The sequence below is a fragment of the Lentzea guizhouensis genome (assembly GCF_001701025.1).
GTDB classification, from domain to species: Bacteria; Actinomycetota; Actinomycetes; order Mycobacteriales; family Pseudonocardiaceae; genus Lentzea; species Lentzea guizhouensis.
Genome location: NZ_CP016793.1, coordinates 1,200,724 through 1,219,076 on the forward strand (window position 1 = coordinate 1,200,724; position 18,353 = coordinate 1,219,076).

25 protein-coding genes are annotated in these 18,353 nt (G+C 70.4%); 10 read left to right on the top strand and 15 right to left on the bottom strand.

The window, feature by feature from the left end; all coding sequences use genetic code 11:
* Nucleotides 1-3 precede the first annotated feature (3 nt).
* Both BBK82_RS06120 and BBK82_RS06125 read right to left on the bottom strand, forming a co-directional pair.
* On the bottom strand, nucleotides 4-276 hold the full coding sequence (locus tag BBK82_RS06120; protein WP_065914125.1) for a MoaD/ThiS family protein: 273 nt from the start codon (nucleotides 274-276) through the stop codon (nucleotides 4-6).
* A gap of 39 nt (nucleotides 277-315) precedes the next feature.
* A complete protein-coding gene (locus BBK82_RS06125; protein ID WP_065914126.1) occupies nucleotides 316-726 on the bottom strand; it encodes a M67 family metallopeptidase in 411 nt (136 codons plus the stop codon).
* A gap of 109 nt (nucleotides 727-835) precedes the next feature.
* Here BBK82_RS06125 and BBK82_RS06130 point away from each other — a divergent pair, with 109 nt between their 5' ends.
* Together BBK82_RS06130 and BBK82_RS06135 are read left to right on the top strand one after the other, a co-directional pair.
* Nucleotides 836-1,180, top strand: a complete 345-nt coding sequence (locus BBK82_RS06130; RefSeq protein ID WP_065920851.1) for an ArsR/SmtB family transcription factor — start codon at nucleotides 836-838, stop codon at nucleotides 1,178-1,180.
* A complete protein-coding gene (locus tag BBK82_RS06135; protein ID WP_065914127.1) occupies nucleotides 1,173-1,676 on the top strand; it encodes an SRPBCC family protein in 504 nt (167 codons plus the stop codon). The genes BBK82_RS06130 and BBK82_RS06135 overlap by 8 nt, the downstream gene beginning before the upstream one ends.
* A 3-nt stretch (nucleotides 1,677-1,679) precedes the next feature.
* Here the strand turns inward: BBK82_RS06135 and BBK82_RS06140 are convergent, their stop codons facing one another.
* Genes BBK82_RS06140 through clpS form a run of 4 tightly spaced genes read right to left on the bottom strand, consistent with a single transcriptional unit; the run spans nucleotide 1,680 to nucleotide 3,758 of the window.
* Nucleotides 1,680-1,979, bottom strand: coding sequence for a hypothetical protein (locus BBK82_RS06140; protein WP_065914128.1), 300 nt, complete (start codon nucleotides 1,977-1,979; stop codon nucleotides 1,680-1,682).
* A gap of 17 nt (nucleotides 1,980-1,996) precedes the next feature.
* Nucleotides 1,997-2,908: a P1 family peptidase gene (locus BBK82_RS06145; RefSeq protein WP_065914129.1), complete on the bottom strand. Its 912-nt coding sequence runs from the start codon at nucleotides 2,906-2,908 to the stop codon at nucleotides 1,997-1,999.
* Complete coding sequence (locus BBK82_RS06150) at nucleotides 2,905-3,462, bottom strand: DUF2017 domain-containing protein (protein ID WP_065914130.1); 558 nt, start codon at nucleotides 3,460-3,462, stop codon at nucleotides 2,905-2,907. Before BBK82_RS06150 ends, BBK82_RS06145 begins: the two co-directional genes overlap by 4 nt.
* Nucleotides 3,459-3,758: an ATP-dependent Clp protease adapter ClpS gene (gene clpS / locus BBK82_RS06155; RefSeq protein WP_053736042.1), complete on the bottom strand. Its 300-nt coding sequence runs from the start codon at nucleotides 3,756-3,758 to the stop codon at nucleotides 3,459-3,461. Before clpS ends, BBK82_RS06150 begins: the two co-directional genes overlap by 4 nt.
* 79 nt (nucleotides 3,759-3,837) lie before the next feature.
* Here clpS and BBK82_RS06160 point away from each other — a divergent pair, with 79 nt between their 5' ends.
* Together BBK82_RS06160 and BBK82_RS06165 are read left to right on the top strand one after the other, a co-directional pair.
* Nucleotides 3,838-5,127, top strand: coding sequence for a nicotinate phosphoribosyltransferase (locus BBK82_RS06160; RefSeq protein ID WP_065914131.1), 1,290 nt, complete (start codon nucleotides 3,838-3,840; stop codon nucleotides 5,125-5,127).
* Nucleotides 5,124-5,663 carry an isochorismatase family protein gene (locus tag BBK82_RS06165; RefSeq protein ID WP_065914132.1) on the top strand — a complete coding sequence of 180 codons (540 nt, stop codon included), beginning with the start codon at nucleotides 5,124-5,126 and terminating at the stop codon, nucleotides 5,661-5,663. Before BBK82_RS06160 ends, BBK82_RS06165 begins: the two co-directional genes overlap by 4 nt.
* A gap of 15 nt (nucleotides 5,664-5,678) precedes the next feature.
* On the opposite strand, the gene BBK82_RS06170 is transcribed toward BBK82_RS06165, so the two are convergent.
* The 4 genes from BBK82_RS06170 to BBK82_RS06185 all read right to left on the bottom strand — a co-directional run bounded on the left by BBK82_RS06170 (nucleotide 5,679) and on the right by BBK82_RS06185 (nucleotide 8,706).
* Nucleotides 5,679-6,335: a hypothetical protein gene (locus BBK82_RS06170; RefSeq protein ID WP_065914133.1), complete on the bottom strand. Its 657-nt coding sequence runs from the start codon at nucleotides 6,333-6,335 to the stop codon at nucleotides 5,679-5,681.
* 134 nt (nucleotides 6,336-6,469) lie between these two features.
* Nucleotides 6,470-7,645 (bottom strand): non-hydrolyzing UDP-N-acetylglucosamine 2-epimerase, encoded by a 1,176-nt coding sequence (gene wecB / locus BBK82_RS06175; RefSeq protein WP_065914134.1) that lies wholly within the window; start codon nucleotides 7,643-7,645, stop codon nucleotides 6,470-6,472.
* Between the two features lie 70 nt (nucleotides 7,646-7,715).
* Nucleotides 7,716-7,913 (bottom strand): LPXTG cell wall anchor domain-containing protein, encoded by a 198-nt coding sequence (locus tag BBK82_RS06180; protein WP_065914135.1) that lies wholly within the window; start codon nucleotides 7,911-7,913, stop codon nucleotides 7,716-7,718.
* A gap of 13 nt (nucleotides 7,914-7,926) precedes the next feature.
* Nucleotides 7,927-8,706, bottom strand: coding sequence for a choice-of-anchor P family protein (locus BBK82_RS06185; protein WP_065914136.1), 780 nt, complete (start codon nucleotides 8,704-8,706; stop codon nucleotides 7,927-7,929).
* A 293-nt stretch (nucleotides 8,707-8,999) separates the two neighbouring features.
* Between BBK82_RS06185 and xrtP the strand changes: the two genes are divergently transcribed.
* The 6 genes from xrtP (at nucleotide 9,000) to BBK82_RS06215 (ending at nucleotide 15,125) form a co-directional block, all read left to right on the top strand.
* The gene (gene xrtP, locus BBK82_RS06190; RefSeq protein WP_237048046.1) at nucleotides 9,000-9,518 is read left to right on the top strand and encodes an exosortase P; all 519 of its coding nucleotides are present in this window, start codon (nucleotides 9,000-9,002) and stop codon (nucleotides 9,516-9,518) included.
* Nucleotides 9,519-9,562: 44 nt separating this feature from the next.
* Entirely contained in the window at nucleotides 9,563-10,885 is a 1,323-nt protein-coding gene (locus BBK82_RS06195; RefSeq protein WP_065920852.1) for a glycosyltransferase, read from the top strand.
* Between the two features lie 93 nt (nucleotides 10,886-10,978).
* On the top strand, nucleotides 10,979-11,554 hold the full coding sequence (locus BBK82_RS06200) for a biotin transporter BioY (protein WP_065914138.1): 576 nt from the start codon (nucleotides 10,979-10,981) through the stop codon (nucleotides 11,552-11,554).
* A gap of 10 nt (nucleotides 11,555-11,564) precedes the next feature.
* Nucleotides 11,565-12,233 (top strand): hypothetical protein, encoded by a 669-nt coding sequence (locus BBK82_RS06205; protein ID WP_154697107.1) that lies wholly within the window; start codon nucleotides 11,565-11,567, stop codon nucleotides 12,231-12,233.
* A gap of 138 nt (nucleotides 12,234-12,371) precedes the next feature.
* A complete protein-coding gene (locus BBK82_RS06210; RefSeq protein WP_065914140.1) occupies nucleotides 12,372-13,079 on the top strand; it encodes a hypothetical protein in 708 nt (235 codons plus the stop codon).
* Nucleotides 13,080-13,208: 129 nt separating this feature from the next.
* Nucleotides 13,209-15,125, top strand: coding sequence for an ATP-dependent DNA helicase (locus tag BBK82_RS06215; protein ID WP_154697948.1), 1,917 nt, complete (start codon nucleotides 13,209-13,211; stop codon nucleotides 15,123-15,125).
* On the opposite strand, the gene BBK82_RS06220 is transcribed toward BBK82_RS06215, so the two are convergent.
* From BBK82_RS06220 to BBK82_RS06240, 5 genes are read right to left on the bottom strand one after another with little or no spacing between them, the layout of a single operon-like run.
* On the bottom strand, nucleotides 15,094-15,690 hold the full coding sequence (locus BBK82_RS06220; RefSeq protein ID WP_065914142.1) for a bleomycin resistance protein: 597 nt from the start codon (nucleotides 15,688-15,690) through the stop codon (nucleotides 15,094-15,096). The two genes, BBK82_RS06215 and BBK82_RS06220, sit on opposite strands and share 32 nt — an antisense overlap.
* 48 nt (nucleotides 15,691-15,738) lie before the next feature.
* Nucleotides 15,739-16,038: a hypothetical protein gene (locus BBK82_RS06225; protein ID WP_065914143.1), complete on the bottom strand. Its 300-nt coding sequence runs from the start codon at nucleotides 16,036-16,038 to the stop codon at nucleotides 15,739-15,741.
* Nucleotides 16,035-16,340 (bottom strand): PadR family transcriptional regulator, encoded by a 306-nt coding sequence (locus tag BBK82_RS06230; RefSeq protein ID WP_065914144.1) that lies wholly within the window; start codon nucleotides 16,338-16,340, stop codon nucleotides 16,035-16,037. The genes BBK82_RS06225 and BBK82_RS06230 overlap by 4 nt, the downstream gene beginning before the upstream one ends.
* Nucleotides 16,341-16,349: 9 nt before the next feature.
* Nucleotides 16,350-16,922 (bottom strand): VOC family protein, encoded by a 573-nt coding sequence (locus BBK82_RS06235; RefSeq protein ID WP_065914145.1) that lies wholly within the window; start codon nucleotides 16,920-16,922, stop codon nucleotides 16,350-16,352.
* 23 nt (nucleotides 16,923-16,945) lie between these two features.
* The gene (locus tag BBK82_RS06240; protein ID WP_237048047.1) at nucleotides 16,946-18,313 is read right to left on the bottom strand and encodes a phospholipase D-like domain-containing protein; all 1,368 of its coding nucleotides are present in this window, start codon (nucleotides 18,311-18,313) and stop codon (nucleotides 16,946-16,948) included.
* Nucleotides 18,314-18,353 lie beyond the last annotated feature (40 nt).

Below are 18,353 nucleotides of genomic sequence, written 5' to 3' on the forward strand. Positions count from 1 at the left end.
GGCTCAGCCGCCCGCGACGGCCGGGAGGATGGTGACGTTGTCGCCGTCCTTCACCGCGGCCTCGAGGCCACCGGCGAAGCGCACGTCCTCGTCGTTGACGTAGACGTTGACGAAGCGGTGCAGCGCACCCTCCTTGACCAGGCGGGCTTTGAGGCCGCCGTGGTTGTTCTCCAGGTCGTCGATGACCTCGGCGAGCGTCGCGCCGGTGGCGGACACCGACTTCTCGCCCCCGGTGTGGGTGCGCAGGATGGTCGGGATCGACACGGTGACGGCCATGGTGGTTCTACCTCCGCAGAGAAACTTCCCAGAGAAACTTCAGGACTCGATGATCTTGACCGGTTCCTCGGTCACGACACCGTCGACGATGCGGTACGACCGCAGCTCGTGCTCGATCGGGTCACGCGTGGAAACCAGCACGTAGTGCGCCTGGGGCTCGTTGGCGAACTTGACGTCCGTGCGGGACGGGTAGGCCTCCGTCGCGGTGTGCGAGTGGTAGATGACCACCGCTTCCTCGTCGTTGGCCTGCATCTCGCGGTACACCTTGAGCTGCTCGGCGGCGTCGAACCGGTAGAACGTGGGCGACCGCTCAGCGTTCTCCATCTCGATGATGCGCTCAGGACGGTCGGAGCCCTCCGGCCCCGCGATCTGCCCGCACGCCTCGTCGGGGTGGTCACGGCGCGCGTGGGCCACCATCGCGTCCACCAGGTCACGGCGAATCACCAGCACGGCTCAATCCTACGGGCTGGAGAAAGTTGTCTCGGTATGCGAGATACCGCCTCCGGGAAGCTTGTTTTAGCACTGGCTTATATTAGCGGCGGCTACTACAGTGGCCGCCGTGCACGCGCTCGACGTACTGGGCGACCCCGTCCGCAGACGCATCCTGGAGCTCCTCGCCACCGGTGAACGGGCCGCCGGCGACGTGGGCGCGGTGGTGCAGGCCGAGTTCGGCATCACCCAGTCCGCGGTCTCCCAGCACCTCAAGGTGCTGCGGTCGAACGGGTTCGTCCAGGTCACGGCGGCAGGCACGCGCCGGCTCTACTCGGTCGCACCGGACCCGCTGCAGGAGATCGACGCGTGGCTCGACCACTTCCGGCGGTTCTGGGAACCGCACCTCGACGCCCTCGCGACCGAACTGGCGCGCGGCAGGCGTGAACGCAGGCTGGAGGCCGAAGATGACTGACCGGAGCTACCACGGCGACAAGCTGGTGATCCGGCGCCAGTACAAGGCGACCCGCGAGGACGTGTGGGACGCGATCACCACGCCCGAACGCCTGGTGCGCTGGTTCCTGCCGATCAGCGGCGACCTCCGCGTCGGTGGCCGCTACCAGCTCGAGGGCAACGCGGGCGGCGAGGTCGTGCGCTGCGACCCGCCCGCCGAGATCGGCCTCACCTGGGAGATCGGTGAGATGCACACCGACGTCCTGGTGCGGCTGGAGGCCGACGGCGACACGACGGTGCTCACTCTCACGCACTCCCCGATGCCCGGCGAGTTCGTGCCGGGCACCGGTGCGGGCTGGGAGCTGGGGCTCGTCGCACTGGAGAAGCACCTGGCGGGCGATCTGCCCGAAGGGCGCGCTCTGGACTGGATCGCGGCCTCGGCGCCGGAGGACATGGCGGCGGCGCAGGCGCTGGCCGAGCAGATCGCCGCGGAGTGGGTGGAGGTGCTGAACCGGTGAGGTTCAGCGTCGCCGGCTGAGCACCACCACGAGGTAGAGCGCCAGCAACGCCACACCGCGCCGCCGCTGCCCCTGGTCGAGGTTGCGCCACGCGGCCAGCTCGGCCCACGCGGCGAGCGGGGTGGTGAGCACGCCCAGCTTCATCAGCACCTTCCCGACCCCCGGCGGCACCAGGAAGGACGCCACGAAGAGCCCGGCGGGCGCGACCGCCACCAGTTCCCTCCCCGGCACCTCGCGGCCCGCCACGGAGGGCGGCACGAGCTCGGACACGACACCGGCTGCCTGATCGATCACATCGGCCATGCCGGGGGGTTACCCACTCAGAGGTCGCGGAACGCCTGCACGCCGTTCAAGGTCGTCGCCTCGCGCGCGCCGGACACCACGGCCTCGGCGAAGGCGTCCGCGGCGGCCGTGCAGAGCGCGTCGAGCGCGAAGGCGCGCGGCTCCGCCAGCGGGACGGCGCCGGTGGCCAGTGCGAACACCGTGTCGCCGTCGAACATCGAGTGGGCGGGCCGCACCGCCCGCGCCAGGCCGTCCTGGGCGGCCATCGCGAGCCGCTGGCACTCCGCTTTGGACAGTGCCGCGTCCACCGCGACCACGCCGATCGTGGTGTTCAGCCCGTCCGGCTTGCGTTCGGGCAACGACACCGGCGACGACCCGAGGGACGGCAGCCACGGCAGGCCCGTCGTGCGGTCCACGACCTCACCCGCCGCGTTCACCACGGCCAGCGCGCCGATGTGGTGCTCGCCGGCTCGGCCGGAGAACGCCCCGATGCCACCCTTCAACGACCCGACCCGCGCACCGGCACCCGCGCCGACGCAGCCCAGGGCGAACTCCGCAGCCGCTGCGGCGCAAGCTTTGTATCCGAACGACGCGTCCGGCCGGTTGCCCCACTCGGACATCGGCAGGTCGAAGATCACCGCGCCCGGCACGATCGGCACCACGTGGTGCGGCTGCGCGCCGACCTGGAAGCCGATCGAGCGTTCCGAGAGCCAGCGCATCACGCCGTCGGCCGCCGCGAGCCCGTACGCCGACCCGCCGGACAGGCAGATCGCGTGCACCTGCTGCACCAGGTTCGCCGGGTCCAGCAGGTCCGTCTCACGGGTGCCCGGCGCGCCACCGCGGCCGTCGACCGCGCCGACCGCACCGGCGGGCACGAGCACGACCGTCGTGCCGGTGTTCCAGCCGTCACCGACGCGGTGGTGGTGCCCGACCAGCACGCCGGGGATCACGCCAGCATTGCCTCGACCAGCGTCTCCTGCACCCAGGTCAGCCAGTGGTAGACGCCGAGGTGCGGCGAGCGCGGGTCCTCCGGCGGCAGCTCGTCGGGCATGTCCTCCTGGACGTCCAACGCTGTCCCGAGGGCCAGACGCACGTCGTTGAGCGACGAGAGCCAGGCCTCCGCCTCGACGACCGACAGCCTGATCTCCCCGCCGTCGGGAGAGCAGGTCTGCAGCACGACCTCGGCGGCACCGGTCTTCTGGTCCAGCAGCTCCGGCTCGTGCAACGACCGCAGAGCCGCCGCGGAGTCGACCTCCGCGGGGTCGGGCGCGTCGTCGTCGAGCCGGTGGAAGTCCGGCAGCAGCCGGCCGAGGATCGGGTCGTCCGGTGCTTCGGAGGGTCCGGTCCTGATCCCGGTCAGTTCGGCGAGCTCGTCCTGGGGCGCTTCCTCGGCGCGGGCCATCAGCATGTCCTGGATCTGGCTGACCAGACCCCGCACGACCGCCGCCTCCTGGCGGTCGAGCCTGCCGACGACGACGTCACCGTCGCGGATCCACCGCTTCACGAGGCCCGCTGCATGGTCGCCCAGAGCCCTGCCGCGTGGAGTTTCGCCACGTCGGCCTCCACCTTGTCCTTGGTGCCCGATGTCACGATCGCCTTGCCCTTGTGGTGCACGTCGAGCATCAGCTTGGTCGCTTTGTCCCTGCTGAAGCCGAACAGCTTCTGGAAGACGTACGTCACGTACGACATGAGGTTGACCGGGTCGTTCCAGACCACGGTCTGCCATGGCCGGTCCTCGGCTGCGATCTCCGCGCCAATGGGCTCGGCATGCGTCCGTTCCTGTTCGACGGGCGTGGTCATACCGCCAATGGTGTCATGTTCGCCGCAGTCGCGGAGACGGCATGCGGCTAAACCGGATGCGACCTTAGGGTTGGTGACCATGAACTCCACGGCGTTGCTCACCGACCACTACGAGCTGACCATGCTCGCGGCCGCGCTGCGTGACGGGACCGGTGACCGTCCGTGCGTGTTCGAGGTGTTCGCGCGCAGGCTCCCGAACGAACGGCGCTACGGCGTGGTCGCCGGCACGAACCGGCTGCTCGACGCGATCGAGGACTTCCGCTTCGGCGAGGAGGAGATCGACCAGCTGCGCCGCAACGCCGTGGTCGACGACGCGACCCTGGAATGGCTCGCGAACTACCGGTTCTCCGGCGAGGTCGACGGCTACCCGGAGGGTGAGCTCTACTTCCCCGGCTCACCGGTGCTGACCGTGCGCGCGTCGTTCGCCGAGGGCGTGGTGCTGGAGACGCTGGCGCTGTCGATCCTCAACCACGACAGCGCGATCGCGTCGGCCGCCGCCCGCATGGTCACCGCCGCCAACGGCCGGCACATGATCGAGATGGGCTCCCGCCGCACGCACGAGGAAGCCGCGGTGGCGTGCGCCCGCGCGGCCTACCTGGCGGGTTTCCACGCGACCTCCAACCTCGAGGCGGGCCGCCGGCACGGCATCCCGACGGCCGGCACGTGCGCGCACGCGTTCACGTTGCTGCACGACACCGAGGAAGAGGCGTTCCGCAGCCAGGTCGAGGCGCTGGGCGTCGGCACGACGTTGCTGGTCGACACCTACGACATCAGCGAGGGCATCAAGAAGGCCGTGGCCGTCGCGGGCCCTGAGCTCGGCGCCATCCGGATCGACTCCGGCGACCTCGGCGTGATGGCCAGGCAGGCGCGTGACCAGCTCGACGCGCTGGGCGCGAAGAACACCCGGATCGTGGTGTCCAGCGACCTCGACGAGTACGCGATCGCCGCGTTGCGCGCGGAGCCGGTGGACGCGTACGGCGTGGGCACGTCGGTCGTGACCGGGTCCGGCGCGCCGACCGCGGGCATGGTCTACAAGCTCGTCGAGGTCGACGGGCGGCACGTGGAGAAGCGCAGCACGTCCAAGCAGTCGCGCGGCGGCTGGAAGAAGGCGCTGCGGCGGCACAAGGACACCGGCACGGCGCTGGAGGAGGTCGTCTTCCAGGCGTCGGCCGACCCCGAGCTCGGCCCGCACGACCGGCTCGTGCAGATCCCGCTGATGCGCGCGGGCAAGCTCGCCGACGGCGTGCCCACGCTGGAGCAGAACCGCGAACGCCTGCGCGCCGCGCTGGTGAGCGTGCCGTGGGAGGGCCTCAAGCTCTCCCGCGGCGAGCCCGCGATCCCGACGGTCTACCTGGAGGAGTCGAAGTGACCAAGGCACTGATCGTCGTCGACGTGCAGAACGACTTCTGCGAAGGCGGCTCGCTCGCGGTCGCCGGTGGCGCGGCCGTGGCGGAGGCCATCTCGCGGCACATCACGGCGTCGGCCTACGACCACGTCGTGGCGACCCGCGACTACCACGTCGACCCCGGCGCGCACTTCAGCGAGACGCCCGACTTCGTGGACTCCTGGCCGGTGCACTGCGTCGCCGGCACGCCCGGTGCGTCGTTCCACCCGGAACTGGACGTGGCCGGGATCGAGCAGGTGTTCTCGAAGGGCCGGTTCGCCGCGGCCTACTCGGGGTTCGAGGCGGAGAACGACCTCGCCGGGTGGCTGTCGGCGAAGGGGGTGACCGACGTGGACGTCGTCGGCATCGCGACGGACCACTGCGTGCGCGCCACGGCGTTGGACGCGCACCGCAACGGTTTCCGCACCACGGTGCTGGTCGACCTGACGGCGGCCGTCGCGCAGAACACCCGCGATGCCGCTCTGGACGAGCTGCGCGCCGCGGGTGTCGTGGTGTCGTAACCTGTTTCCGGGCTCTTACGGCGTCGGCGAGCAGGCCGCCGTGCCGAGCGTCACCGAGCCCGTGTACCCGGACGCCGGTTCGAAGGTGAGCTTCAGCAGGGTCATGCTGAGGCTGCCGTCGTTCGGGGCCGGGAACACGGTCTCGGTGAACTTCGCCCTGGCCAGCACGGTTCCGGTGCTGGACTTGACGTCGTGGACGTGGCCCGGCGGGATCTGCGGCGGCAGGCCGGCCCAGCCGGAGACGCCCTTGAGCTCCCAGCCCGCCTGCGTGCCCTCCTGGTCGGCGGTGCAGTTGATCGACCACTCGTTGATCTTGAGCCGGGGTCCCTTCTGCGCCACCAGCGCCGAGAGCTCGAAGCCGGTGCCCCCGGCCGTGGACCTGGTCGTGGTGATCTGCTCCGCCTCGTTGACCACCGTGGTGGTGCAGGTGGAGGACGTCGCACCGATCTTGAGGCCCGGCCTGCTCACGGCGGGGCTCGACCCGGTGACCGTGCCGGCCTGGTCCGGGTTCACGTCGCACACGGCGAGCGGTTCGACCTTGAACGTCTGGTCGGCCTTGGCGAAGTCGGCCGAACCGGACGACGCGCGGCCGGGCGGGTTCGCCGCCAGCGCGGGTGCCGCGGTGGCGAACGTCAACGCGACCACGGCCCCGGCGATCACACTCTTGCGCACTTCGGTCCTCTCGGGCTCGGTCTTGTTCGTTCCCGCCCGATCCTGACGGCGCGGCCCGGCGTGTCCGCAGGTTCAGCCCCTGAAGTCACCCGTTCGTGGACGCCCAACTACCCGAACTGGTGACGCCGTAACTGCTAATACCGCGCGCCCACGAGCGTGGCGAACGGCTCCCGGCGCGGCAGAGCGGTCGGCAGGCCCGCCAACCGTTCGAGTGCGGCGCAGACCCGGACAGCGGCACGCCCGTCGCCGAACGGGTTGCGCCCCAGCGGGAGCCGCAGCCGGGAGCCGAGCACCCAGCCCGCCTCGGCGAGGATGCGGGTGGTGTCGGTGCCGACGAGCCAGGCGCACCCGGCGTCGACGGCGAGCATGCGTTCGGTCGTCTCGCGCAGCACCAGCACGGGCACGCCGAACGACGGCGCCTCCTCCTGGATGCCACCGGAGTCGGTCAGCACGAGTGCGGCGCGCTGGAGCACGCGCACCAGGTCCGGGTAGTCGAGCGGCTCGGTGATGACGACCCGCTCGTGGCCGCCGAGCACCGACACGACCTGTTCGCGCACACCGGGGTTCGGGTGCGCGGGGATGAGCACGTGCACGTCGGGGTGGCGGTCGGCGATGGACCGCACGGCGTTCAGCACGCGCGTCAACGGGCGGCCCCAGGACTCGCGCCGGTGCACGGTGACCAGCACCAGCCGGCCGGCGGTGGCGTCCAGGGTGCGTTCCAGGGCGGCCAGGTCGGCGCTGCGGGCCGGCTGGTCGCGCGCGGCGACCCGCTGCACGGCGTCCACGACCGTGTTGCCGGTGACCACGATGTGGCTGTCCGGCAGGGACTCCGAGTTGAGCGCGTTGGCCGCGTCGTCGGTCGGCGCCAGGTGCAGCGAGGTGATGCGGGAGATCATCTGCCGGTTCCCCTCCTCGGGGAACGGCCCGTACAGGTCACCCGTGCGCAGCCCGGCTTCCAGGTGTGCCACGGAGACGCCGCGCCAGAACGAGGCGAGCGCCGCGGCGAGCGTGGTGGTCGTGTCGCCCTGCACCAGGGTGACCGCGGGGTCGCGGTCGGCGAGCAGGGCGTCGAACTCGGGCAGCAGCCGGGAGACCAGCTCGGCCTGCGTGCCGCTGGTCCTGGGCACGTCCAGCCGCACGTCGGGGACCAGGTCGAACGCGCTGAGCGCCTGCTCGACCATGCCGGAGTGCTGTCCGCTGTGGACGATGGTGGGGCGCAGGCTCGGGTGCCCCTTCAACGCGATCGCGACGGGGGCGATCTTCACGGCTTCCGGGCGGGTGCCCGCGACCAGCAGAACTTCCTTGCTCACAACCGTTGTCCTCTCCGGGGGAGACCGGGAGGTCCGCCTGGGGGCGGGGGCATCCCCAGGCGGACCCTTCTCAGCCCGCTCGATGCGGCCTGGTTCTGGTCGTGACTCCGACCGCGCGCCGCTTCCTGCGGGTCGAGTGCAGGAGGAACGCACCCGCGACCAGGAGCACGACTCCGGCGGCGATCCACCACGTCACGTCCGCGCCGGTGACCGCGAGGGCACCGACACCCGTGCCGACGCCAACGCCGGTTCCGGGGACCTTGTACATCTGCCGCTCTCCTTTACGCCTGCCCGAACGACTGGGCAGGGAGCGACGAACGACGGCGCAGCGCCACGAACGCGACCGGGGCGGCGACGACACCGAGCAGGCCGAGGCCGATCCACAGGCCCGCACCCGACGCCATCGGGATGGGCAGGCCGGCCGGGCCGCAGGTGGCGGACGAGATGATCACGTCGCCGGTGCCGATCGAGCCGAGCACGCCCTGCAGCAGCCTGATGTGGATCGCGTTGACCGTAAGGCTGCCGTCGGCGTTCTTCAGCTGCTCGTTGAAGACCACCTCGGCGATCTTGATCCCGGCGAGCTCGACGTTCAGCACGGTGTTCGGTGCCGGGTCGACGCCCACCTGCCCGAGCTTGCCGAGGTTCACGCCCGCGAGCTTGGACTTGCCGGCCAGCCCCTTCTGGGTGGCCGTGCACTCCGCCTCCACCAGCTCGGCGGAGATCTTGCCGGTGACCTTCTGCAGCAGGTCGACCCGGACGTCCGCGGTGCTCGCCCGCGAGTACACGCCACCGGACTTCTCGTCCCGCGACGCGGAAGCGTTGATCACACCGGTCTTGAGGACCCCGGTGAGGTCGACGCCCAGGAACGTGTTCTGCGTCGGCCCGTTCGCGTTGGCGGCCGCGAACGGTTCCGCGGTGACAGCCGGGTTGCCGAGCAGCGTCACGTTGAGCTTCGCACCGTAGGCCGAGGCGTCCCCCGGAGCGGCCGAAGCAGGTGCGGCACCGGCCAGAAGTGCTGCGATGGCAACGACTCCGGCCAGTCCCGTCATTCGGACACGCATGAAACTCCTTCCGTCATTCCTCCGGCCCCAGGGCGCGCTCGAACCAACCTGGTTCACGCTTTCCGGGGGCAATTACCGGCATCGGCTTTCTTCCGGGGGAACTGAGGGTTACTCCCCATATCGGGCGACGGGACCACTCGACTCGCCCAATCGGCGCCACTGATCGTGGCTTTTTTGATCAATTTCCGGTTACGGCGTCACCCGATCCGGGGGTGAGGGATGACGTTCCGTCTACCGATGGAAGGTCATGTAGCCCGTCTGGGCGCTCCCTCATCGGTGGAAAGGATCCTCGGGTGACGCTTGCCCTGCGCCGCACTGCATTCCCGAGCCGGGTGACGGTCGTCGTCCTGCTCGCCGTCGCCGCCGGACTCGTGTTCGCGCACCGCCTCTACCGCACGGTGGAGATCTTCCTGTCCGGGGCGGTCCTGAGCGTCATCAGCTCGTACGGCGTGCACGTGGTGCCGGACCGCCAGACCGTCTACTTCGGACTGGGCTCGGACACGCCGCTGGGCCTGCGCATGACGCCGGAGTGCACGTCCGCGTTCCTGGTGCTGCCGCTGGTGGTCGTGGGCGCGGTGATGATCGCGCTGCGGCCGCGGATCCAGTCGCGCGTGCTGTTCGCGCTGGGTGTCGCGGCGCTGGCGGTGGTGGTCGTGAACCAGTTCCGCGTGCTCACGCTGGTGGGGCTGGTGGACTGGCTCGGCGTCGACACCGGCTACTACTGGGGTCACACGCTGCTCGGGTCGATGGTGAGCGTGTTCGGTGGCGCGGCGGCTCTCGTCGCGTTCGTCTGGCTGGCGACCCGGAAGTGAGCCTCGACCTCGTCCTCGGGTTCACACAGGCGCTCGCTCTGACGATGAGCGTGGCCTTCGTGACGTACGTGTTCGTGATCGTGGTGCCGTACCTGCGGCGCAAACCCGCACCCGTTGGCGAGCCTTCGTCGTTGGAGTGGCACTTCTTCGTGCCGTGCCGCGACGAAGAGGCGGTCATCGGTGACACGATCCGTTATCTGCGCGGGACTTTCCCCATCGCGCACGTGTGGGTCATCGACGACGACTCCGACGACCGCACGGCCGGAGTGGTGCGGATGTTGAAGCGCAACGGCGGTGTGCGCGACCCGAACATCCACCTCGTGCAACGCCAACGGCCCTATGCCCGCACCGGCAAGGGCAACGCGTTGAACGACGCCTACCGCACGTTGAAGCTGTGGATGGGCCGGCGTGCCGACACCGAACGCGCGATCATCGTGGTGGTCGACGCGGACGGCCGTCCTGCCGCGAACTTCCTGGAGGTCTGTGCGGCGCAACACCTCTTCGGCAACCCGAAGATCGGTGCCGTGCAGGTGGACGTGCGGATGATCAACGCGGGCCAGCGCCAGCCCGGGGTGTCGCGGTGGCGGCGTGCGTTCGGCGCGGGCCTGGTGCGGATGCAGGACCTGGAGTTCCGCACGGCCATCGCGGCGATCCAGATGTCGCGCGGCGCGACCGGCACGATCTCCATGGGCGGCAACGGTCAGGCCACCCGGCTGTCCGCTTTGGACTCGATCGCCGGGCCCGCCGGAAGCCCGTGGCGCGGGTCGCTGCTGGAGGATTTCGAGCTCGGCGTGCACCTGCTGACCGAGGGGTGGCACACGGGTTTCACCCTCGACACGCATGTGAACCAGGAGGCGTTGTACTCGTTGCGGCGCTTCTTGGCACAACGCACGCGTTGGGGTCAGGGAACGATGCAGTGCATGCGTTATCTGCGGCGCATCTGGGACTCCGAGCACCTGACGACACTGGGTGCCGCCGAGATGATGTATTACCTCGCGCAACCGTGGATGCAGTTGCTCGGCACGCTGATCTACCCGATTCCGATGGCGCTCATGGCCTACCGGTTCGCCGTGTCGCCGTCGGAAGTCGTGTTCTGGTTCTTCGACGGCGCGTGGATCCTGTTCACCGTCTACGGCGCGTTCGGATTGTTGCCGTTCGTGTTGTGGGGACCGGTGTACCGCGCGCGTTGTGAGCCGGTGTCCTTCTGGAAGTCCATCGCGTACGGGTTTGGCTACGCTTTGTACATCTACACCTTCTACATCACGTCGTGGCGTGCCGTCGTCCGCTTGGTCCGCGGCCACAACGGATGGGCGAAGACCAGGCGCAACACCGAACACGCGAGCGGCAAGGTCGCACTCGATGTGTGACCCGTCACTTTGTGGAGATCAGACAAAGACGTTCTCGAGTTCCTCTGGTTAACCTCAGGCTCTCTTGCCATTTCCGCCTGGGAGGGAACGCTCGTGGCCGCTCTCGCACTCGCGCCCCGTCGCACCGTGCTCGCCGACTTCGTTCCGGGCGCACTCGCCCGCGACCTCACCCTCGTGGTGGCGGGTGCCGCCCTCACCGGCCTCGCCGCCCAGGTGGCGCTGCCGATCCCGGGCAGCCCGGTTCCGCTGACGGGCCAGACGTTCGCGGCCCTGCTGGTCGGCGCCTCCCTGGGCTGGCAGCGCGGCGCGACCTCGATGCTGCTGTACCTGATCGCCGGGGTCGCGGGTGTGCCGTGGTTCCAGGGCGGCACGTCCGGCGCCCCGGTGTCGCTCGGTTACGTCGTCGGTTTCGTGTTCGCCGGCGTCCTGGTCGGCGCGCTCGCCGCACGCGGTGGTGACCGGACTCCGTTGCGCACCATCGGCACGATGGTCCTGGGCAACCTCGCGATCTACGCGGTCGGGGTGCCGTGGCTGATGGCCGCGACCGGGATGGGTGTGGTCAAGGCGCTGTCGGTGGGCGTGCTGCCGTTCCTGCTCGGCGACCTGCTGAAGATCGCCCTGGCCGCGGGCCTGCTGCCGGGCGCGTGGGCGCTGGTCCGCCGGCGGTAGCTTGGACCAGGTGATCTCGCCTGGGGAGTACCTCTCGCTGCTGGATGCGCGCCTGCCCGGTCTCGTGGTGGGCGCGCAGCTGCACGGCTCTCATGTGCTCGACGACGTCGTCTTCGACTCGGACCTCGACATCGTGGTGGAGCTGTCCGCCGCTGCTTCGGTGCCTGCGGTCGATGGCGTGGACGTTGTTGCGGTGTTGGCCGGTGACTTGGAGCGTCCCGTCTCTTCGGTGACACCTCTCGCTGGTGAAGTCACGCCCGTGTTGTGGCAACAGCTGCGGACCGTCGGTCAGACCGTGCGCGGCACACGACCGTCATGTCCGGTCACTGCTGCTGAGGTCTCCGCGTACTGCCGTGCGAACCTCGTGTCCTACTGGAAGCCGCAGCTCGACCTCGACCGCGCTGCACTCAGGACCGTCGACCAGCGCATCCCCGTGTTCCGCGAAGCCGTGCTGTGGGTCGGTCTCGGCCCGGCGCGGTTGTGGCACACCATCCGCACCGGCGAGATCATCAGCAAGTCGCGCGCGGGCTCGCTGGCCGCGTCGCACTGGCCCGACCTGGCCCCGCCGCTCCTCGACCTGGTGCGCGCCCGCCGGGGTGAGGAGGTCGTGCTCACCCCCGACCACACCGCCGCGGCACTGGACCTCGGCTCGCGCATCCTCGCCGAAGTGACGACCTGACCTCGTTCGGCACCGGACGTAACACGCTGCTCACACCCACCGAGAACTCCGTAGCGCCCCCTGCCCCGCGGAGACTCCTGTGCAGACCACCCCCGAGGAACTCGCCTGCCTCGCCGGCGGCCCCCGCCGCGCGCCGAGGTGGCCCTCGCCCGCCTGGCCGACGCGGGCCAGGCCCGCCTGTCCCGCGAAGGCTTCGTCACCGCCGCCTCCCGCCAGGGCGCCGCCACCCCGCTGGAGGCCCGCATCCTGGCCGAGGTCCGCCACGGCGGCCGCTACCTCCCCGACCTGCTCGCGTCGGCGTCCACCAGCGCCGAGGCCTCAAGCCTGCGCACACACCTCGTCAACCGCGGCCTCCTGCGCCCCCGCCGCTCCCTGCGCCCGCGCCTGTACCCGTGGCTCTTCATGCTGAGCTTCGCACTGGTGGCAGCCGGCGTCGTCTCCTTCGTGGCCCCCGACGTGCTGTCCTTCGTGCCCTACGCCGTGCCGCGCTGGACCTGGTTCACGGCCGCCGTGGCCCTGCTCGCCTGGGCCACGCTCCTGAGCGCCCGCGACCCCGGCCGCCTGCGCACCCGAACCGCCCACCGCATGGTCAACCGCGCCCACCGCCAGCTCACCTCCACCCGAGGCCCCGAACGCCACACCCCGCACTACCGCCTCCGCGCCGTCGCGGTGACCGGCCTGGGCGGGCAGGCGGCTCTGTTCGGCCTGACCCCGGCCGTGGTGGGCAGCCGGCGCAAGTCGTCGGACAGCGGCAGCTGCGGGAGCGGCTGCTCGTCGAGCAGCTGTGGCAGCAGCGACGGCGGCAGCAGCTGCGGCGGTGGTTGCGGCGGCGGAGGCGGCGACTGAGCGGGGTCGGCGAAACTGTCGGACCCGACGGGTACGGTCTTCCTCGTGCCTGAAGTTCCCCCCACCCTGAGCCTGCTCGAGACCGCCGTCGCCGCCGTCGGTGGTGCCGAGCGCCCTGGTCAGGTGGAGATGGCCGAGGCCGTCGACCGCTCCATCCGCACCGGCGAGCACCTGGCCGTGCAGGCGGGCACCGGTACCGGCAAGTCGCTCGCGTACCTGGTGCCGAGCATCCGGCACGCGGTGGCGGAGAACGAGACGGTGGTCGTGTCGACGGCGACGATCGCGTTGCAGCGGCAGCTGGTCGACCGGGACCTGCCGCGGCTCGCCAACGCGTTGAAGAAGGAGCTGGGGCGGGAGCCCACGTTCGCCATCCTCAAGGGGCGGCGCAACTACCTGTGCATGCACCGGGTGCACAACGGCGCGCCCGAGGAGCCGGAGGACGCGCTGTTCGACCCGTTCGCGGTGTCGAAGCTCGGGCGTGAGGTGAAGCGGCTGCACGAGTGGTCGTCGGACACCGAGACCGGCGACCGGGACGAGTTGGTCCCCGGTGTGAGCGAGCACGCGTGGAAGCAGGTCAGCGTCACCGCGCGGGAGTGCCTCGGGGTGTCGAAGTGCCCGATCGGGTCCGACTGCTTCGCTGAGAAGGCCCGCGCACAGGCCGGCAAGGCCGACGTGGTGGTCACGAACCACGCGATGCTCGCCATCGACGCCTTGGAGGGCTACCAGGTGCTGCCGGAGCACGACGTGGCGGTGATCGACGAGGCGCACGACCTGGTCGACCGCGTCACGTCGGTGGCGACGGAGGAGCTCACGGGTGCGTCGATCTCGATCGCGGCGCGCCGGTGCGGGCGGCTGATCGACCAGGACGTCGCCGACCGGCTGGCCGAGGCCAGCGACGGGCTCGCGATGATCCTCGAGGACATGCCCGCGGGCCGGTTGGACGAGCTGCCGCGCGCGCTCGCCGGTGCGTTGGCGGCGACCAGGGACGCGGCGCACATGTGCATGTCGTCGCTCGGGCCGGAGCGCAAGGAGGACGTCGAGGGCGCGACCGACCGCAAGCTCGCGATGTCGTTGCTCGAAGAGGTCCACGACTGCGCGGTCCGCATCCTCGACGCGTTCGGTGAGGAGCGCGACGTCGTGTGGGTGTCGGGCGACTTCAACCAGAAGACGCCGGCGCTGCGCGTGGCCCCGCTGGGTGTCGGCGGGCTGCTGCGGGAACGGCTCTTCGGCAAGCGCACCACCGTTCTCACGTCCGCGACGCTCACACTGGGCGGCGCGTTCGACGCGATGGCGCGGCAGTGGGGGCTGCCGCCGTCGGAGCAGGTGAAGAAGATCGAGGGCGCCGCCACCGACAAGGACATCGACGGTCCCAAGTGGAGCGGCCTCGACGTCGGCTCGCCGTTCGAGCACCGGACGAGCGGCATCCTCTACGTGGCACGGCACCTGCCGCAGCCGGGCCGCGACGGGCTGCCGAAGGAGTACCTGGACGAGATCGAGGAGCTGGTGAACGCCGCCGGCGGCCGTGCGCTCGGCCTGTTCTCCTCGACCCGCGCGGCCAAGGCGGCGACGGAGGCGTTGCGGGACAAGATCGAGTACCCGATCCTCTGCCAGGGCGACGACGCGACCGGCCTGCTGGTGAAGAAGTTCGCCGAGGACGAGCGCACCTGCCTGTTCGGCACGCTGTCGCTGTGGCAGGGCGTCGACGTGCCGGGTCCCAGCCTCCAGCTCGTGATCATGGACCGCATCCCGTTCCCGCGCCCGGACGACCCGCTGGCCTCCGCACGCCAGAAAGCCGTCAACTCCCGCGGGGGCAACGGCTTCCTGACGGTCGCGGCGACCCACGCGGCCCTGCTGCTCGCCCAGGGCGCCGGTCGCCTGCTGCGGTCGATGTCGGACAAGGGCGTGGTCGCGATCCTCGACCCGCGCCTCGCCACCGCCCGCTACGGCGGCTTCCTCAGGGCCTCCCTGCCCCCGTTCTGGACCACCTACGACCCGACGGTGGTCAGGGCGGCTCTCAGTCGCCTGGACGCGGCCCAGACGCGCTGATCCGTTCGACCAGCTCGTCGCGGTACTGCTCGGCCGCCGCCCGCGCCGGGTCGTCGGCGTCGGCCCGCTTCAGCGCGCCTTGCAGGATCTTCAACGCCTGGCGTTCGTCGCCGCGCGCGTCACCCTGCCGCGCGGCGTCCTCCATGGCCTTGGCCAGCTTGGTCCGCGCCTCGGGTTCCTTGCCCGGCGCGCTGATCCGGATCCAGTTGCCGCCGGGGTCGACGACGGTGAACCCGGTGTACCGGTCGTTGCGCAACCGCGGCCGGGTCATCCGCGGGATGCCGGAGACGAGCAGCTTCCCGTGCACCGCACGCATTGCCGCCGCGAACGCCTCGAACAACTCGTTGATGTCCGGCACGATGACCACGCACGTGCTGTACGACTGTTCCGGGTCGTAGCCGTCCATGCCGAAGAAGTGCAGGTTCATGTCTTCACGCCGCAACGCCACATAGGGGTTCGGCCGCGTCTGCCGGTACGTGACCTCGAAACCGAGCATCTCGTAGAACGGCTGGATCTCGTCGATGGAGGGACAGGGCAGGAGCGGAATGGTCTGTTCGTTCGCCACCGCCCGAAGCTAAGCCCGAACCCGCCGAAACGACACGGAGCTATTTGCTCATGCGAACAGCATCGCCACGCCACCCAGCACCAACAACGCCGACACCACCGCGATCGCCAACACACGTCCACGCGGCGTCTGCGCGTGCTTCAACGCCATCCCCAACGGACCAATCCCAGCCACAGCAACCCCTTTCGAAGGCATAGCGACAACAGCGACCAGAGCCCCGAACGCCACCCGAACCGGCGACATGCCAAGTTCGCGCGCACCGACGACATCCGCTTCCCACTGCTCGCGATAGCGCTCATCACCCACAACGCGCGCCGCGAACCGCACGACGAACAACGCGACTCTCATTGGGCCGTCCTCGGTACAAAACGCGGCTCCGGAGCACGCGCGGCGACAACGCGACGAGCCTCCACGGCACCGTCCGGCGTCAGCACGTACATCCGCCGCCGGGGGCCCTTGCGTTCCGCGTCGTCATCCCACGACGACGTGACCCACCCGGCCCGCTCCAGCCGGTCCAGCAGCGGGTAGACGCTGCCGGACGGCCGCCCGGTCAGCTTGATGATCTCCAGGCCCCAGCGGGGTTCGGAGGCGCCGAGCAGCACCTCCAGCACGTCCACCGTGGCCTTGCCGATGCGTTGCAGTGGCTCCACGGTCCAATACTACCTATGTAGATTAAGCCGTTCAAGCAGCTCGTCCCGGAAGTCCAGCGCCAACGCCAGGTCGTCCTCCGACGCGTCCCGCTCCCGCGCCAGCGCGCCCTCCAGGATCCGCAACGCCTGCCGCTCCGCCCCGTGCGACCCCGCCAGCGTCACCGCGTTGTGCAACGCCCGCGCCAGCCGGTCCCCCGCCGACTCCCGCTCCCGCACCGCCGGGACCACCCTGATCCAGTTGCCACCCGGATCGACCAGCAGGAACCCGTCACGCCGCGGCCGGGTCATCCGCGGGATCCCGGACGACAGCACCATGCCGTAGACCGTCCGCATGCCGTGGGCGAACGCGTCGAACAACGCGCGCGTGTCCTCCACCTGCACCAGGCACGAGCTGTAGGACGCAGACGGGTCGTAGCCGCGGATGCCGAAGAAGTGGAGCTGGATCTCCTCGCGTTGCACCGAGAGGTATGGCGTCGGCCGGTACTGCCGGTGCGTGATCGTGAAGCCGAGCATCACGTAGAACTCGGCCACCTCGTCGATGGAGGCGCACGGCAGCAGCGGGATCGTCACCTCGTTGGCCACGCAGGCCACGCTAGCGGCACAGTTCAGCCGTCGACCAGCAATCCACGTAACGGTCCTTGCAGTCTTCCGGCTCGCCGCGAGACGCCCGGCAGCGGCATCACGCGCGACGGGCGTTCCAGGGCAGACCGCCAGACGTGGTCCACGACGTCCGCGGTCGGGCCCGAGACGTCCGCGTCCAGGTGCTCCGCCCACAGCCGCAGCCGGGTCGAGCGGGCCACCTCGGCGTCGTCGGTCACGACGTTCACCTCGGTGTCGTTGAACAGCGAGTGCTCGTTCAGGTTCGCCGACCCGATGGACAACCACTCATCATCCACAATGGTCAGCTTCGCGTGCACGTAGACCGGCGCGTCCCCGTGTGCGACAAGCGTTGCGGCCACCAGCCGGCCACCGCTGGGGTCGGCGTCGAGCAGCCGGCCGAGCTGCCCGCGGGTGGTGTCGGCGCCGTTGCTCGGTTTCTGGGGAAGGACCAGCACCATCCGGAAATCGTCCGACGGCGGGTTGCGCAGCTTCTCCAGCAGCACCTCGGTGATCTCCGGCGACCACAGGAACTGGTTCTCGATGTACACCAACGACTTCGCGGCCCGCAGCGCCCGCAGGTACGAGTCGAGCAACGTGAAGTCGCCGTGCGGCGAGAAGTCGTAGGTGCGTTCGGGGATCGTCCGCACCAGCTGCACCGACGACGAGCCCGCCTCGGGTGGCACCTCGGGCGCGGGCAGCGTCTCCCCCGCGATCTCCAGCCACCGCGCGGCGAAGTGGGCCGCCACCTCGGACACGACCGGGCCTTCCAGCCGCGCGATGTGGTCGTGCCAGCCGAGGTCGCGCGGCGGGTGCGCCGGGGAGTCGTGGCGGTCGCCCTCGACGGCGGTCATGTCGAGGCCGCCGACGAACGCGACGTCGTCGACGATCACGATCTTCTCGTGGTGGCAGTGCAGGGTCCGCTCGCGCGCGTCCAGCTCGCACCGGACCGCGCCGCACTCCAGGAACGCGTGCTTGGCGGCCTCCGCGCGTTTGCGGGTCGGCTCGAAGAACGGGACCGGCGGGCCCGCCCACAGCAGCACCCGCACCGGGACCCGTTCCGCGGCGGCCGACAGCAGCTCGCGGAGCTGGGGCGCGCCCGGTTCGCGGGTCAGCCGGAAGTCGGGTGAGGCGTGCCAGTTCGCGATGTGCACGTACTTCTGGGCGTTCTCGATCGCCTCGGCGATCGCGGGGAACGCCTCGGCGCCGTCGACCAGGATCTGGATCTTGTTGCCGTGCTGGACCGGACGACGTGGGGTGAACCACCCGGCACCGTCACCGTCCAGCACGTCGCCCCAGCCGAGGCGGCGCAGCCTGCGTGCGTGGTGCGAGCGCAGCAGATTTTCCAGGCCGTCGCCCAGCCTCGCGTCCAGCACGTCTCTTAGGCCCACGAAACGTGGATTTACCCGAAAAACG